The organism is uncultured Intestinibacter sp. (assembly GCF_902468165.1).
Taxonomy (GTDB): domain Bacteria; phylum Bacillota; class Clostridia; order Peptostreptococcales; family Peptostreptococcaceae; genus Intestinibacter.
On sequence record NZ_CABQXJ010000005.1, the window covers coordinates 65,351 to 82,382 of the forward strand.

Below are 17,032 nucleotides of genomic sequence, written 5' to 3' on the forward strand. Positions count from 1 at the left end.
TTTACCTCCTAAATCCTACTTTTTTTCACTATCAATTAATTATTTGTTAATTTAATCAATTTATTAAGTTCTGCTTTGTCTATTTTTCCATATATATTTTGGTATGAATAAGAATATCCTTTATTGCTCCAAATTACGTAATTTATACTATCTGCACTGTAGTATGAAATATTTACTCCTTGGATTGTTTCTGTTTTTAAAAATTTTCCATCAGGAATTTCGATTATATCTTTATCTCCTTTTGCTATATCAAATTCAGTACCATCTTTGTATATTATTCGTCCCTGTTTATCTCTATTGTTTTCTCCAATAACAAAATACTTATCAACTTCTTTATCTAAAACCGGAACAGTAAATCCTAAATCTGATTCCATTTTTTTGATTGAACTTACTTCCTTTAATAGATTTTTTTTTGAATCAAAACCTGATACTTTATTATTTTCATCATTCATAAATTCATTTCCATCTTCTTTTAATACTATATTATCTAGAGTATTTGTTTTTTGATTGAAAAATACTACACCTATAGCTATAGCAATTATTGAAACTGAAGCAATACTTATAAATTTTTTATGATTTTTTTGTGCTATATTCTGTGCTTTTTTCAAGTATTTTTCAAACCTTATAATTTTTTTTGACTTATTATAGTTATCATACTCCTCAAGTAAAAACTCGTCATCTATATCTCCAAATGCATCCAGAAATTTATTTTCATCAATCATATATATTGACCTCTTTCTTCTAAAAACTCTTTCAATTTTGTTCTAAACCTTGATAATGTCATTTTCACATTACTTTGGCTTAAATTATTTTTTTCAGCAATATCTTTTATAGAATATAAATACCAATATCGCTGAACTATTATTATCCTTTTTTCTCTTGGCAAAGATTTTAAAAATTCATTTATATATTTTGTTAGATATTTTTCTTCCATTTCTGTGTCAATATCATTTTGACTAGGTATACATTCTTTTAATTCATCCAGAACTAGTGGCACTTCTCCCTTGCGTTTTTGACAATTCTTGCTTTTATAAATATTTAAAGCTAAATTTCTTGTAATTTTACCTAGAAATGCTTTTAAAATTTTTGGTCTTGTCGGTGGAATTGAATTCCATGTTTTTAAATATGTATCATTTACGCATTCTTTTGAATCTTCAAGGTTGTATAGAATATTGTTTGCTATTGTGTTGCAATAGCTCCCATACTTTTTATCAGTCTCAGATATAGCATTTTCATCTCTAAACCAATATAGATCTACAATATTATGGTCTTCCAAGTTTTTTCCTCCTTTCATATAATAAGACAACAAAAAATTATGTTGGTCACAGTTTATATTTAAATTTTAATTATATTTTTTTTAATTTAATATACAATAAATTTATTCAAAAAAATAGGGACACTTATTTCAAGCATCCCTATGTTCTATAAAGTATTCCTATTTGTCTTTTCTTTGTAATAATACTACTGTTTCGCAGTGTGGTGTATTTGGGAACATGTCCATACATCTAACTTTTTTAACTTCATATCCGTAACTTTCAAATCCTTGTAAGTCAACTACTAAAGTTTTTGGGTTACATGATATATAGATTATTTCTTCTGCATTAAATTTAGATATATCTCTAACAGCATCTTTGTGTATACCTGGTCTTGGTGGGTCAACTATTATGATGTCAGGTCTTTCTTTTAAGCTGTTTACTGTTTTAGCAACGTCACCTGCAATAAATTCGCAGTGAGTTAATCCGTTTAATTTAGCATTTTCGTTTGCAGCTTCAACTGCTTCTTCTACTATTTCTATTCCGTAAACTTTTCTAGCTTTTTGAGATAAAACTTGTCCTATAGTTCCTGTTCCACTGTATAAATCGTAAAGAACTTTATCTTTATAGTCTCCAACAAACTCTCTAGCCATAGAGTATAATTTTTCAGCTCCTAATGTGTTAGTTTGGAAGAATGAGAATGGAGATATTTTAAATCTAAGACCTAATAATTCTTCGTATATATGATCTCTTCCGTGTAAAACTCTAAGTTCATCACATTTAACCGCATCTGCTAAGTTGTCGTTTAAGCAGTGTAGTACACTTGCTAAATCCGCATCTAAATCTAATCCTAGTAACATATCTTTGTACTTATCCATATCGTAATCTAATTGAGTACTTGTTACTATCATAACCATCATTTCATTAGTTTTGATACCTTTTCTAACAACTAAGTGTCTTAAGTAACCTTTGTGGTCATTTCCTCTGTAGTATGGTAGCCTTTCCGCTCTGAAAAATTCTTCTGTAGCTGTTAATATTTTTATGAAATCTTGGTCTATTAACATACATCCATCAACAGTAACTATATCTATATGTCTACCTTTTTTGTGCATACCTATAGTTAATGGTCCATCTTTCATTTCGTTTCCGAAAGTGAACTCCATTTTATTTCTGTAGCAAGTATTATTTGGACTTGATTCTATTCCTAAGAACTCAAATCCTTTTATATCATGACTTTCAAATAAGTCTAGTATTTGTTGTTTTTTAATTTCTAATTGTTTTTCATATGGAAGTGATAATATTGTACATCCTCCACATTGTCCAAAGTGTTTACATGCTTGTTCTGTTTCTAGTGGAGATTTTTCTAGTACTTCTAATAATTTAACATCTGCTTTTTGGCTATTAGCTTTTTTTACTGATGCTTTTACTTTTTGACCAGTTATTCCGCCCTTCATTTGAACATTTCTTTTTCCTATTATAGTAGAAGAAGTTCCACCGAACTCCATTTTGCCTACTTCAAATTCAATAATTTCTCTTCTTTTCACTAAATTATCCTCCGTCAATATCTTAATTTTCAATATAAACATTTATTTTGAATATATAGTCTTTATTAATCTATATAATTATTGCCTTTTTAAATCATACTTACTAATTATATTAGATTTTTGCCTTTATATCAAAACCTTTATTATGTAAATTTGCTATATTTAAATTTAGGATTAACTTTAGTCTCTTTCTTCTATCATTTTAACTTCTTCATCAGTTAGTTCACGATATTCTCCAAGTGCTAAATTCTCATCTAATTTTAATTTACCCATAGATAATCTCTTTAAGTAAATTACTTTCTTATCTACACTTTCGAACATTCTTTTTACTTGATGGAATTTTCCCTCATGTATAGTAAGCTCTATTTCAGATATTTCATCACTTTTAAGTATTACAAGTTCTGCTGGCATAGTTTCGTATCCATCATCTAATGTAACCCCTTTAGCAAAAGCTTTAATATCTTCTTCTGTTACAACACCTTCAATTTTTGCATAATAAGTTTTTGGTACGTGTTTTTTAGGTGATAACACTCTATGAGCTAACTGACCATCATTTGTTAAAACTAAAAGTCCTTCCGTATCTTTATCTAATCTTCCAACTGGAAATGGTTCAAATACTAAATCTTCTTTATCAATTAAATCTAGTACTATTGGGTCCCTTTTATCAAATGTTGCAGAAATATATCCATCTGGTTTATTTAACATTAAATATATAAATTCTTTATATGTTACTTTTTCACCATCAAATATTATTTCATCATTTTCCACATCTACTTGTACTCCTGGATTATTTATAACTTTTCCATTTACTTTTACTAACCCATTTTTACAAATTTTCTTTAATTCACTTCTACTTCCATAGCCTAAATTAGACAGTACTTTATCAATTCTTTGTTTTTTAGACAATGCTTTTCCTCCTTCATTTTGTATATAATATATCCATTTAATCTTTATTAAGTATAGCTTTTTTGATAATTTTACCTCAAAAACGTATATTATATGTATATCTAGTATCTATTTGTTATTAAAATTTTATCAATTTATGTCTATACGTTTTCACCTTTTAAGTATATAATATTATTGATGGGTAAGTCTTGTAAATTTTTAACTATTTTTGAATTTATGGAGGTATAAGATGTTAGTTTCTGCTAAAGAAATGTTAGTAAAAGCAAAAAAAGGAAAATATGCAGTAGGTCAATTTAATATAAACAACTTAGAATGGACAAAAGCTATATTATTAACTGCACAAGAAAATAATTCACCAGTTATATTAGGTGTATCTGAAGGTGCAGGAAAATATATGTGTGGATATAAAACTATAGTTGGAATGGTTGAAGGTATGTTAGAAGAATTAAACATAACTGTTCCAGTTGCTCTTCACTTAGACCACGGTTCTTTTGAAGGTGCAAAAGAAACTATAGCTGCTGGATTCTCTTCAGTAATGTTCGATGGTTCTCACTATGGAATAGAAGAAAATATAGAAAAAACTAAAGAAATAGTTGCCCTAGCTCACTCTAAAGGAATATCTGTTGAAGCAGAAGTTGGTTCTATAGGTGGAGAAGAAGACGGTGTTGTAGGTGCTGGTGAAGTTGCTGACCCTGCTGAATGTAAGAGAATAGCTGATTTAGGAATAGACTTCTTAGCTGCTGGTATAGGTAATATACACGGTAAATATCCAGAAAATTGGGCTGGATTAAACTTCGAAGTTTTAGGAAAAATAAATGAAGCTACTGGAGATATGCCATTAGTATTACATGGTGGTAGTGGTATACCTGATGAAATGATAAAAGAAGCTATATCTTTAGGTGTTGCTAAAATAAATGTTAATACTGAGTGCCAATTAGTATTTGCTGAAGCAACTCGTAAATATGTTGAAGAAGGAAAAGATCAACAAGGTAAAGGATATGATCCTCGTAAATTATTAGCTCCAGGTTTTGAAGCTATCAAAGCTTGTGTTAAAGAAAAAATGGAATTATTCGGTTCTATAGGACAAGCTTAATTCTAAACAGTTAAAAATATTAACGATTATATAAGGATTGGAGATAATCTCTTCAATCCTTTTTCTTATTTGTATAAATAAAAATGTACTTAGTTTATGTGCCAACAACTTCGTCCGTCGCTTAAAATTCGCTTCGCTCATGGCGCCAACGACTTCGTCCGTTGCTTAAAATTAAAAAAACGAACCTTTGGTTAATAATAATCTTGTACAAGTACAAAATAAATAACAACCGAAGATTCGCAAAATATTTTTATTTATTTAACTTAAATGTCTTTAACTATAGAATTTAGATGCACCTACTAATTGTCTTTTAGAAACAATTTTCGCAAGGTTTTTTAAAGAGGCGATTTTAATATCTTCAAAACTTACTAAAAATACAAATTTAAAATCAGTAAATTCTTCATTTATATTATAAACCTCAAAATAACATTTTATATTGTCCATACAATAAATATCTTGAAGCTCCTCTTCTATCTCGTCTGTAGTATCTTTTAAGAAACGTCTTACATCATCAAATATTATTTCAAAAAATGATTCGTCAACTGATTCTCCTAGTTCTTCAATAGCCTCTAGTATTTCTTCTTTTGAAAATACTCTCTCTGATAATTCACAGTCAAACACCATGATATTATCTTGATTTATTGAATTAGATATATCTTGTAAATAACCAATATCTTGGCGTGCATCAAGAATATCTTTAACCTCTTTACTATTTACATGAAAATTCCCTTTTCTATTTTTTAATTTTAATTCTATCATTAAACTTCGCCTCCTCTCAGCAAGCCAACTTAATTATAGTTTATCAATAACATTTTTAATTTCTTTCCAAGAAGAAACTCTAATTATGTTTTTATGATCTATATCTTTATTATAATTACAATCAATTAATATTACTTTTATTCCCCCCTCTGCCAAGTGTAAGGCGTTCATTGGGTGGTCTTCTATAAAAATATCACATTCTAGCTCTTTCGCTTTGTTAAGTTTTCTATCTGTTCCAAGTAAATAAAGAGGTACATATGATAATTCTTGCTTTTTAAGCCAGTCCATAGTAATTTCTTCTAAAGTGGAATTCCTTGCTGTTACAAAGAATAAATTGTTTTCTTTATATAATTCACCAACAACTTCTTTAGCTCCTTCAACAACATGTGCTTCGGAATATGAATTTAAATAATTTGAATGAAGTTTATCTAGCATACCTTCAAAAGTATCTCCATATAACTCAGCCCAATATACTGTTGTATAATCCTCTTCAGTCAAATCCCTCTTATATATACTATTTAGATACGGTAGATAATGATATGGACTTGTAATAGTTCCATCAATATCAATACATATATTTAAATTTTTCATAGTCTTTCTCCTGTTTTTAAGAATTCATTATACCATATACTCTAGTATAATTCAAAAAGGTACGTATAGCTATATCTTATTGAAATTTTAACATATAATCACTATTTCTGCACAAAAAAATAAGATAGAAATAGTGTATTTACTTTCTAATTTCTATCTTATTTTTGATTGTATTTTATTCATTTTTAATTGATTCTTCTAGTTCATTAATTTTCTTTTTATATTGATTTATTTTTTCATCTGATTGCTTTATATATTTTTGTATATTTGAAATAGAAGTTATATCTTTATTGTTTACGACATTATATGTTTCTTCTACTGCTTTGTATTTTAATTTATAAGCATCTTTCATGCATTCAGTACATTCATTTAATACTTCTGTGTATTCTTGTTGTGATAATTCTGGTGTATCCATATCGTCGTATATTTCGACTACTCTATCACACATATATTTAGCTTTTTCTATATCGTCTTTAACTTTATCTATATCATTTAAAGATGTTTTTATATCAGTTGCATAAGCTACACATTCTTTTATTGGATTTAGTGCAATATCTTCTATAGATCTAATGTCTTTTTTGTATTGTTTTATTGTAGATAAATCTTCTTCTACATGGTTTACATCTAAGTTAGATGTGTATATATCTCTGTAGTTCATTACCATTGAATGGTTTTCGCTGTTTTCTATTTGTTTTATTCCGCTAATATACATGTTGCTTATTACTATTGTTGTCGCCAATACTACATATGTACATGCGTAAATACATGCTCGACTAAACTTCTTGTAATTTTTAAATAAAACTATTAAAGGTATCAAATAAAAAAATATAAATACTAATATCCATCTCATAAGCACAATCTCCTTTTCCGCACTCAAACTAAATACTCATTGTAATGTATTTTTAGTATTTACATTTTTTATAAATATTAATCAATAAATAAGAAATTCTTTGTTAGAAAAACATATTTTCTCAATATATTTTTAATCAAGCACTTTAATTAATTTAAAATCAAGATAATCGCTTGATGCAAGAACGTATTCTATACCATTTCTAACTCCTTTAAGCCCCATTGAAAATGAGTCCTTTCCATGTAGATGACCATAGATTACTTTTTTTACATTATATTTCTCATATAATTTTGTAAACTCCGACTCTTCTAGTTGGTCATTTGTAGGTGGATAATGAGTTATAACAATTAAGTTAGTATACCCATTTTGGATTGCAGATTGTATCGACATCTCCAGTCTCAATACTTCTCTTTTATATATTTTCATATCATTACTATCAAATTTTACTTCATTAGGACAAAGCCATCCTCTACTTCCACATATCGCATAATCTCCGTATGTAAAATATCCATTTTGGATAAAATTCATATCTTCGCTTTGATATGCAGCATTTATTTTTGAAAGAGATGACCACCAATAATCATGGTTTCCTTTTATAAAAATCTTCTTACCTGGAAGTGACTCAATTATATCTAAGTCCGCCTTTGCCTCGTTTAAATTCATAGCCCATGAAGTATCTCCAAGAACTAATACCGTATCACCATCTTGTACTGTTTCATTCCAGTTATCGGCTATCTTTTTCTCATGATTGTCCCAATTATCACCGAATATATTCATAGGTTTAGGATTTTCCGTTGAAAAATGTAAGTCACCTATTGCATATAATCCCATAAATTCATCTCCTCTCGCAAATATCTTATTTTACGATAACCTAATTACTATTAATATTTTTGAAATATTATTATTTTATATACATGATAATTTAAAAGCTGCCTCAAAATTTAAGACAGCGTAAAATTATTTATCTATTCTGTGTGTTTTAAAGTCTTCTAAAATATAATCTATTTCTTCTTTTAGAGCAACTATTTCATCTATATCTCTTTCACTATCTATTTTATCAAGTCGTCTTTGGTATTTTAAAGCGCTACTAATTTCCCCTAAATTATATAATTCTTGTATTTTCTTTAATACATCTTTTAGGGTTACAGATTTAGCTTGATACATGACTTGAGCTTTCATTATGTCTTCTCGAATTTCACTCATTTCTTCATCTAATAAAAATGCTGCGTCTGCTGCTTTTCTAAGTCTCAATGCTACATTTTCTGGTATGTAGTGCTCGTACTTGTATTTTAAAGAGTGTTCTATAGTTGCCCAGAAATTCATAGCTAAAGTTCTTATTTGGATTTCACAATGTATCTCCTTAGAACCAGCAATTGAGTTTATAGGATATTTTATTATTAAATGATAACTTCTATATCCACTTTCTTTAAAATTAGTTATATAATCTTTTTCATTTATAACAGTCATATCTGTTCTATTTTTTATTAATTCAACAATTGTATATATATCTTCAACAAACTGGCACATTATTCTTATACCAGCAATATCTTCTATTTCACCTTCTATATCATTAGTATCTAATCTATTAGCTTTAGATATTATAGAAGAAATCTTTTTTGTTCTCCCAGTAACAAATTCAATAGGAGAATATTCACCCTTAGTCAAAAATTCTTTTCTTATATTTTTAAATTTTACCTTAAGTTCTTCAACCGCATGTTGATAAGGAGCTAATATTTCATCCCACTTTTCGTAATTCATATTATTCACCTTTCGTCAAATAAATTAACAATCACCATTATTTTACCATAATTTATTTTATTTTTGTATAATAAAGCAAATCAGAGTCTTCTAGTGTATAATCAATTTCATCTAAATCAGCTAAATAGCTTATACAAGTTACTAATGAAGTTCTAAAAAAATAATATTCTTTGTAATTATAGGTTAATTCATTTTCTTTTATAATTTTTTTAAGTAAAGTATCTATATTCATAGGTACTTTAAGATTTTCTTTTATTTGATTTAAATATTTGTATATAGCTTGTCTATGCTTGTTTATTAAAAGCATAGTGCTGTCTTTATCTAAAACTTTTCTTCCATGAGCTAATACTAGATAATTAAAATCTAAAGATTGGATCTTATCTAATGATTTTAAGTATTCTTCTACGTCTTGTAAAAATAAAAAATCATATTTATTTAATACTTCTTCGCCAACTAATAAATCTCCAGCAAATAAAACACCATCTTTTGTCAGTATTCCGATACTTGCTAGAGTATGCCCTTTTAAATTTATAATTTCGAAATTTGTATTATTTTTATTTAAAGTACCTTCATCTACTATTGTATCTACGTATATTTTTTCTACATTTCTATGAAAAAGTTTTGCTGTCAAAAACTTATTGTGTTTTCCACCTAATATAAAATCTGAAAATAATTCCGGTCTCTCTATAAAAATCTTAGCATTTTCTGAAGCAATAATCTCCACTTTTGGATATGAATGTTTTATTTGCCCACAAGCAGCAACATGGTCTTCATGTTCATGGGTATTTATTATATATTTTGGTATTATTTTTTCATTTTCAAACATCTTAATCATATTTTTAGGTCTTAGGCCGTTAAGACCTGGGTCAATTAATAATGCTTCATTATTTTCAAATAAATACACACCTGTATTCGTGCCGCCTTTTACAAAGTATGTATTTCCAAACACATTCTGTAATTTCATAAAAGTACACCCCTTGTATAAATTCAAATATCCTTAAACTCTTTATATATTATACCATGTATATTTTTCTTATTTATGAATTATTTAGTTTATAATTTGTATAATTTATTTATTTAAGTTTATATTTGTAAGACTTTATTTTTTTATGATAACTCTATTTAGCTTATTTTTTAATACAGTTTAGCAAGTAAAATTCTTTTTATTTTATTTATTACATTTATATTTTCTTCTTTTGTTATTCTAATTTTAATTTTATATGCAAATTCAGAATACAACATACTCTCTATAAAGTATTCAACTATTCCTCTATCTTTATATGGTATATTTATTAATTCATTTCCTAAAATTCTAGCATCTAAATTCATTATTTCATCTTCAAAGTTAAGTCTATCTTTTTTAGATAAATAATCTTTTTCTGGCTTAAATACATCACAGTATTTTATAGAGAAGTTTAAAACCTCATCACTTATATCTACACCATATATTTTCTTCATACTATCTTTATAGTCCATATTTTGTTCTATTACTCTGCTTAAATTAGCATTATATTCTTCCTTTTTCCAATGACCAAATAATCTACAGTTAAGCGGTCTAACTTCATATATTAAACATCTATTATTTTCATCTCTAAATGGACATGAATTTTTCTTCATCAATTCCATAAAATAATAATCGACTATTCTCTCAATAGATGCCTCTCTAAGCTCATCTTTATCAGCTAAATATCTATATATATTTAAAAACTCTATTAAATTAATACCAACAGACTCCATACAGCAATTTCCACAACCACTGCACTCTCCTTTTGGCAATGTAGAGTATATTTCATTTAATTTTTCAAAATAACCATTTTTCTCACAAAACGCAATACTTTCTAGTATTTGTTGTCTTTTTATACTAGCCATAATTTTCTCCTCTTGTTATAATTATTTAGTTAATACAAAAACTTATTATAACATATTTTTGAATATAAATTAGGAGGTATATATATGAACAGATATACTAAAATTATTAATATGATGGAAAGTTATTTCACTAAGGATTTTGAAAAAACTAAAAAAGGATTTACTAAAGTAAGAGAAGTAAAAGAAGAAACAGTAAGAAAAGCATTCTTAAAAGGAAACTGCGAAGTTTTAGTAATACTTGAAGATTCTGATAGAGAAATATTAATAGATGATTTTTCTCCTGATGAAGATATAAAAAAATACTTAGGAGCATCTTTTATAAATCCAAAAAGATAGTATCCTAATATCACACAATAATCATTTTATAATACAAAATAAACACAATGCAAAAGAGCTGATTTCAATAATCTTATTGATATCAGCTCTTTTGACTTTGATATTATGAAAAACTATATTTATATTTTCGTAGATTAAAATACTGTGTCACACAGTCCACAATACGCATCTACTGGACTTACCCCTGTAAATTCAGAACGACCTAACATTTTTTCTACTAGTAGTTTTAATGTGTAGTCTTTGCTGTCATATGTATTTATATAAGTTTGAACTTGAGGAACATCAGCTAGATGGAATGGTGATAATACTGATACAAATATTGTTGGTATTTCATGAACATAAAACGGCATATCTGGTGTTCCTTTTGCCATAGTCCACTCTATACGTTGATGAGTATTTGCACCTACATTAGCTACGTTTATTATTAAATCATATTTTCCTGTTAATTCTGCTATTGGACGTTTTTGTGAATAAACATCTAATAACTTCATAAGAATTTCTTCTTTTGGAAGTTTCATTATTTTTTCCATAGCAGATTCATATATCTCAACTTCAAATCCTTCTTGCTCTAATAATTCTTTTATTTCTTCTATTGGAGTTTTCTTTCCTCCACCCATTAAGTCAGCTATACCATTAGCTATACCTTTAACATTTACAAGTAATACTCTTTTATGTTTTTCAGGACTCATTGGGAATATATTTTCTTCATTTTTAACTAATGTTATTGATTTATCAGATATTTCTTTTGCTATTTCTTTATAACTATCTAAACCTATTTTAGCCATAGCTTCTGCTTTTGGTTGAAGTATTTCTGTTTTTGGTTTATTGTGAAGTCCTAAAGCAGCTTTTGTTCCTAATATTCTAGTTAAAGCTTCTTCTAATCTTTCATCAGTTATTATACCTTTTCTGTATCCTTCCATCATCCATTCAAAATCTTCTTCTGGATCATTGAAGAATAAGAACATATCACTTCCTGCTGCTATAGCAGTTGGTAACATTTCACTACGTTTCATTGCTGAAGTCATAGCTACCATGTGAGACGCATCAGTTACAACTAAACCATTGAATCCCATTTTTCCTCTCAATAAATCAGTTAATATATATTTATTTAATGTTGCTGGCATTAATAATTCTTTTTTTGTTGCATTTGGGTTAAAATAACGAACATATTCTGGTAAAGCTATATGTCCTGCCATTATTGATGGAAGTCCTGCGTCAATTAAACCTCCATATACTTTTCCGAATGTTTCATCCCATTCTTCTGGTGAAAGTGTATTTGGAGCAAATGATAAATGTTGATCTCTTTCATCTATACCATCGCCAGGGAAGTGTTTAGCAGCTGGTGCTACTCCATTTTCCATCATACCTCTCATAAATTCTAATGAGAATTCTAAAGTTTTGTCTGCATCTTTTGAGAATCCTCTATTTGTTGTTATTGGATTTCTCCAGTTTATCATTAAGTCTACTACTGGTGCAAAACTCCAGTTACATCCTATTGCAGCAGATTCTATTGCAGAAATTTTTCCTAGTTTATACGCATACTCTTTATTATCAGCAGCACCTACTTTTATTCCTGCTGCTATATAAGTTCCGTCTAAACATGCACCGTTTCCGCCACCTTCTGTATTTGCAGCTATTAGTAGAGGTATTTTACTATTTTCTTGAAGTATTTTATTTTGATCATATACTTGATTTGACATAGCTGGGTTATAACGAACTCCACCTATATGATAATTATCTAGTACACTTTTTAAATAGTCTTCTTCACGACTAGCTCCCATATTAATAAATAATTGTCCGATTTTCTCTTCTATTGTCATGTTCGCAATAGTATCTTTTACCCATTTTACACCTTGCTCATCAAGGTTATACGGTTTTGCTGTTAAGTTTACCATTATCTTTCCATCCTTCGTACATTTCTAATATATTTCAAGTTTTATTTAAACTCGCCCAAAATCACGACTCGAGCGAGTTTGTTTTTACTATAATTTTTAATTTATTTATTGTGCTTTTTCACGACGAGCTTTTAATTCTACTGTTACTTCGTCTACTACTTTTTTGCTTAGTGGGAATGTAAATAACATTACTAGTAAAACTGTTAAGTATATAAGTCCTGGTATTAATATATTCACATCATATACTTTGTTTATTACTTCTGCAGTTTGTACAGTTGCTGCTGATTGATATCCGATTAAAGCTAATACAAATCCCCCAAGACCTGTAGCTAATGCTTGTCCAACTTTTCTAAAGAATGAGTAGATAGCATATACTGTACCATCATCTCTTTTTCCATTTTTCATTTCTTGATAATCACAAACATCTGTTAAGTAAGCCCAAGAATACATACTATATATTCCGAATCCTATACCATTTACAAACATTAATGCATAATATGTTGTTATGTTTGTAACTCTCATAAAGTAAAGTGCTATTAATGTTATAGTTGCTAATGCTAAACCAACGCATCCAACTTCTTTTTTACCGTATTTTTGTGCTAATTTAGAAGCAAATATTGAACTTCCTGCCATAGCAGCTGTATTTATAAGTGTTGCAAGCATCATTGCTTTTGCATTTCTGAAATAATCTATAAATAAATAACTACGTAATGCAGTTGTTAATGTTGAAGCTACTAATACTAATGTAGTTGATAATATTAAAGAAACTAATGCTTTATTTTGAACTAAACTTTTCATTAATCCAAAGAAACTTTGTTTTGGTGCATTTTCTTGTTTGTTTGATACATCAACTTTTACACGCTCAGTACTTAAGCTATAGCAAAGTAAGTGACATATTAATCCAAGTACTGAGAATACTATACCTACTATTGTAAATCTTTCTGCTATAACTACTTGGTTACCAAGTTTGTCAGTTGCATATAAGAACATTGGTGCTATCATGTTTATTGCTAAACCTGCACATAAAGCTCCCATAGTACGGAATGTAGATAATGAAGCTCTATCTTTTGCTTCTGGACTTATTACTGAAGCCATTGAACCATAAGGTATATTGATTCCTGTGTAACAGAAACTTCCCCATACTATATAAGTTACTGCTATATAAATTATTTTTGCTGTCATACTCCAATCTTTTATAAAGTGCATCCACATAAGTGCATTAGATATTGCTATAGGGAAACTCATTCTTAAGATCCATGGACGATATTTCCCTGCTTTTGTTGGTTTTGCTGTATCAACTATTCTACCCATACCTACGTCTGTAAAGGCATCTATGAATTTAGATAACATGAATATAGTCCCTACTACTCCACCATTTATCCCTAAAACTTTTGTACAAAATACTAATAAGAAACTACTTACAAATAAGAATGAAAAGTCATTCCCAAAATCCCCAAATAAATAAGCAATCTTATCTCTTAAACCAAAAGGTCTTTGTTGCTCTACTTCATACTGATTAACTTTTTCTGCTGTGTTATTAGCTATCATTTGTTACAATCTCCTTTTTAATATAAATATTTTATAATTTCTGATATGTGTTATATAATTAACACTTGATTTTAAAACGTTTTCTTTATTATCACTTTTTATTCAATAAACGTTTTCTTTTTCATAATTTTTCCCATTTTATTATTAATAATAATTATATTTTTTTATATAAAGCCCTATTTATTTCTCACTTGTTAAAAATTATACAAGAGAATATTGGATATATGTTATAATAATTTACAGGTGAATTTGTCTATTTTTTAGGTATATTTTACTAAATATAAAATAAAATAAGGAGACATCTATGTTAAAAACAACTTTTAATTATAATGAATTCTATAATTTAATGATTTCTATCTTAAATAGCTCATTAAATTTATCAACAATGAAACTTAATGAAAGTGACCAGTTTAATAATCATTCATACCCTAAATTCAGAAAAATTATATGGCCTGATTCTAATTTTCTTGATGGCGAAGATCTTAACACCTTATATAGAAGTGGTGATGGTAATTTAAAAGTAATAAAAAGTTCTATGAAATTTGTATCTATAGTTGTGGTAATACCAGAAGAAATTTCTGATGATGTATTGCTAATAGGTCCATTTTTGGAGACTCAACTTAATGAAAATTTTATTGAAAGTATAATGAAAGAAAATCATATTGAGGAGAATCTTCGTGATACGATTTTCACTTATTATAAATCATTACCTGTAATTAATTCTGTTACAGTTATCTCTACATTAAATTCAATATTAAGTGCTTTTATAAAAGATTATAATACTCATATAGCTCATATTAATTTTGATGAGAAAAAAATAAAGAAAATCAACTATGTAAATAGGGATGATTCTGAATTTAATAGTGAATATTATAAAAAGTATAGGGAATATTTATCTCATATTTCAAGTTGTGTCGTTTTAGGTAAATTTTATGAAGCTAAAGAATATTTAAAATTATATATACAGCTTACAGGCTTTTTTAAAGAACAATCAATAGATCAAATAAAACATAATTTATACATGCTAAATTCTAGATTAGAGTCTTCTTTATTAAAAAGCTCTATTCCTGGAAGTCATGTATATCTACTTTATAAAAAAATTGAGGTTCAAATAAAAAACGAGGTCAGTCTATCTTCATTAGAAAAACTTCCTTATAAAATTTTAAAAAATTATTGCTTATTGAGTAGTAATTTTAATTTACAAAATTATTCACTCACAGTTCGTAATGCAATAGAATATATAAATTTAAATTTAAATATGGAATTATCTTTATCAAGTATTTCAGAAGTATTAGATAAGAATCCTTCGTTTTTATCTAACCAGTTTAAAAGGGAGACTGGGAAAACAATTACAAAGCATATACAAGAAATGAGAATTGAAAAAGCAATAACATTACTAACAACAACAGATTTAAGTATACAAGAAATATCAGAAAGCGTAGGAATAAATGATTTAAGTTGGTTCTCTAAATTGTTTAAAAAAATAGTAGGTGTTTCTCCTACACAATATAGAGCAACTAAATTTAGTTAAATAAAATTCACTTCGTTCATATCGCCAACGAATCAGAGATTCCGTTTCTTAAGGCAATAAGTTGGAAATTATAAAAGGATGTATAAAAATTTATACATCCTTTGAATATTCATATTTTATTATTTTACAAAGTGTACTGCTCCAGTTATTCCACTATAGTTACTTGAGAAGTAATTAGTGAATTCACTGATTGATTTAACTATAGTGCTACCTTCTGGTTGTCCAGCGTATGCATAGTTATCAGAGTAATATACTTTTCCGTCTTTTATAGCATGTATGAATAAAACATGTCCTACTGTACTTGTTGATCTATAACTTCTTGGGAAAGTAACTACTACGTTGTATACGTCTTTTCCACCGTTAGCATTTACTAAGTTTGTAAGACAGTTTACACCTGCATATTTCTTTTGAGTGTATCCAGTACGAGTTTTCCCGTTATTTGTTAATTTTGAATACCATTGACTACCATTCCAGTATGTATCTGGTGTTTGATATATATTTAATGCTCTAAGTTGTGAATAAACATATAAAGAACATTGTTGTGAGAAGTTAGTTCTTCCTGTCATAGCTTTAGCTTGAGCGTATGTAGTAGCTATTTGACTTTTTATTTGACTAACTGTTTTAGTAGTCGTTGTTGTATTAGTAGTTCCTGTTGATGTTGAACCACTTGAAGTTGTTCCAGTTGATACATATGTTTTACTTACCCATCCGTATCCACCGTTGTAGTTTATTTTATACCATCCGTTACTTTCTTCATATATAGTAACTGTTTTACCGTTGCTTAATGTTCCTAATATACTGTATGTTGTAGCTGCTCCACTTCTAACGTTTAATGAAGTAGCTGTTATTGTTCCAGTTTTTGAAGCTTGTGTAGTTCCTGTTGAAGTTGATCCTGATGTTGAACTACTTGAGCTTGATGTAATATATTTTCCGCTAACCCATCCGTCATTGCCTTTGTAGTTTATTTTGTGCCATCCATTTTGAGTATCTTTTATTTCAACTGAATTTCCTTTAGTTACTGTTCCTAAAATGTTATGTGATGTTGAAGCTCCACTTCTAACATATAGTGAACTAGCTGTTATTGTTCCTGTTTTAGTTG

Annotated in this window: 17 protein-coding genes; 3 read left to right on the forward strand and 14 right to left on the reverse strand. The window is 28.0% G+C overall.

Annotation, left to right across the window (positions count from 1 at the left end):
- Nucleotides 1-35: 35 nt before the first annotated feature.
- The 4 genes from RDX53_RS01925 to RDX53_RS01940 all read right to left on the reverse strand — a co-directional run bounded on the left by RDX53_RS01925 (nt 36) and on the right by RDX53_RS01940 (nt 3,703).
- On the reverse strand, nt 36-722 hold the full coding sequence (locus RDX53_RS01925; protein ID WP_295732799.1) for a hypothetical protein: 687 nt from the start codon (nt 720-722) through the stop codon (nt 36-38).
- The gene (locus RDX53_RS01930) at nt 719-1,276 is read right to left on the reverse strand and encodes an RNA polymerase sigma factor (protein WP_039905766.1); all 558 of its coding nucleotides are present in this window, start codon (nt 1,274-1,276) and stop codon (nt 719-721) included. The genes RDX53_RS01925 and RDX53_RS01930 overlap by 4 nt, the downstream gene beginning before the upstream one ends.
- A gap of 159 nt (nt 1,277-1,435) precedes the next feature.
- Entirely contained in the window at nt 1,436-2,797 is a 1,362-nt protein-coding gene (gene rlmD, locus RDX53_RS01935) for a 23S rRNA (uracil(1939)-C(5))-methyltransferase RlmD (RefSeq protein ID WP_307993629.1), read from the reverse strand.
- A gap of 180 nt (nt 2,798-2,977) precedes the next feature.
- Nucleotides 2,978-3,703, reverse strand: a complete 726-nt coding sequence (locus tag RDX53_RS01940; protein ID WP_307993630.1) for a pseudouridine synthase — start codon at nt 3,701-3,703, stop codon at nt 2,978-2,980.
- A gap of 229 nt (nt 3,704-3,932) precedes the next feature.
- Here RDX53_RS01940 and fba point away from each other — a divergent pair, with 229 nt between their 5' ends.
- Complete coding sequence (gene fba / locus RDX53_RS01945; RefSeq protein ID WP_295677616.1) at nt 3,933-4,796, forward strand: class II fructose-1,6-bisphosphate aldolase; 864 nt, start codon at nt 3,933-3,935, stop codon at nt 4,794-4,796.
- Between the two features lie 273 nt (nt 4,797-5,069).
- Here the strand turns inward: fba and RDX53_RS01950 are convergent, their stop codons facing one another.
- From RDX53_RS01950 to RDX53_RS01980, 7 genes are all read right to left on the reverse strand, one after another.
- Nucleotides 5,070-5,555: a hypothetical protein gene (locus RDX53_RS01950; protein ID WP_195931131.1), complete on the reverse strand. Its 486-nt coding sequence runs from the start codon at nt 5,553-5,555 to the stop codon at nt 5,070-5,072.
- A gap of 33 nt (nt 5,556-5,588) precedes the next feature.
- Entirely contained in the window at nt 5,589-6,146 is a 558-nt protein-coding gene (locus RDX53_RS01955; RefSeq protein ID WP_195931132.1) for a hydrolase, read from the reverse strand.
- 175 nt (nt 6,147-6,321) lie between these two features.
- Nucleotides 6,322-6,996 carry a hypothetical protein gene (locus tag RDX53_RS01960; protein WP_295677615.1) on the reverse strand — a complete coding sequence of 225 codons (675 nt, stop codon included), beginning with the start codon at nt 6,994-6,996 and terminating at the stop codon, nt 6,322-6,324.
- A gap of 132 nt (nt 6,997-7,128) precedes the next feature.
- Nucleotides 7,129-7,827: a metallophosphoesterase gene (locus tag RDX53_RS01965; RefSeq protein WP_307993631.1), complete on the reverse strand. Its 699-nt coding sequence runs from the start codon at nt 7,825-7,827 to the stop codon at nt 7,129-7,131.
- A 126-nt stretch (nt 7,828-7,953) separates the two neighbouring features.
- Complete coding sequence (locus tag RDX53_RS01970) at nt 7,954-8,754, reverse strand: GTP pyrophosphokinase family protein (protein WP_195931135.1); 801 nt, start codon at nt 8,752-8,754, stop codon at nt 7,954-7,956.
- A 52-nt stretch (nt 8,755-8,806) separates the two neighbouring features.
- A complete protein-coding gene (locus tag RDX53_RS01975; protein ID WP_307993632.1) occupies nt 8,807-9,718 on the reverse strand; it encodes an MBL fold metallo-hydrolase in 912 nt (303 codons plus the stop codon).
- A gap of 170 nt (nt 9,719-9,888) precedes the next feature.
- Nucleotides 9,889-10,623: a YkgJ family cysteine cluster protein gene (locus RDX53_RS01980; protein ID WP_295677612.1), complete on the reverse strand. Its 735-nt coding sequence runs from the start codon at nt 10,621-10,623 to the stop codon at nt 9,889-9,891.
- An 84-nt stretch (nt 10,624-10,707) separates the two neighbouring features.
- On the opposite strand from RDX53_RS01980, the gene RDX53_RS01985 reads away from it, so the two are divergent.
- Complete coding sequence (locus RDX53_RS01985; RefSeq protein ID WP_195931275.1) at nt 10,708-10,959, forward strand: hypothetical protein; 252 nt, start codon at nt 10,708-10,710, stop codon at nt 10,957-10,959.
- A gap of 134 nt (nt 10,960-11,093) precedes the next feature.
- On the opposite strand, the gene RDX53_RS01990 is transcribed toward RDX53_RS01985, so the two are convergent.
- Complete coding sequence (locus RDX53_RS01990; RefSeq protein WP_307993633.1) at nt 11,094-12,854, reverse strand: glycoside hydrolase family 3 N-terminal domain-containing protein; 1,761 nt, start codon at nt 12,852-12,854, stop codon at nt 11,094-11,096.
- A 105-nt stretch (nt 12,855-12,959) separates the two neighbouring features.
- Nucleotides 12,960-14,402 carry a glycoside-pentoside-hexuronide (GPH):cation symporter gene (locus RDX53_RS01995; RefSeq protein ID WP_307993634.1) on the reverse strand — a complete coding sequence of 481 codons (1,443 nt, stop codon included), beginning with the start codon at nt 14,400-14,402 and terminating at the stop codon, nt 12,960-12,962.
- Between the two features lie 304 nt (nt 14,403-14,706).
- Between RDX53_RS01995 and RDX53_RS02000 the strand changes: the two genes are divergently transcribed.
- Nucleotides 14,707-15,933, forward strand: coding sequence for an AraC family transcriptional regulator (locus RDX53_RS02000; RefSeq protein WP_307993635.1), 1,227 nt, complete (start codon nt 14,707-14,709; stop codon nt 15,931-15,933).
- A gap of 119 nt (nt 15,934-16,052) precedes the next feature.
- Here the strand turns inward: RDX53_RS02000 and RDX53_RS02005 are convergent.
- On the reverse strand, nt 16,053-17,032 hold a 980-nt coding region (locus RDX53_RS02005; RefSeq protein WP_307993636.1), incomplete at its 5' end, for an SH3 domain-containing protein.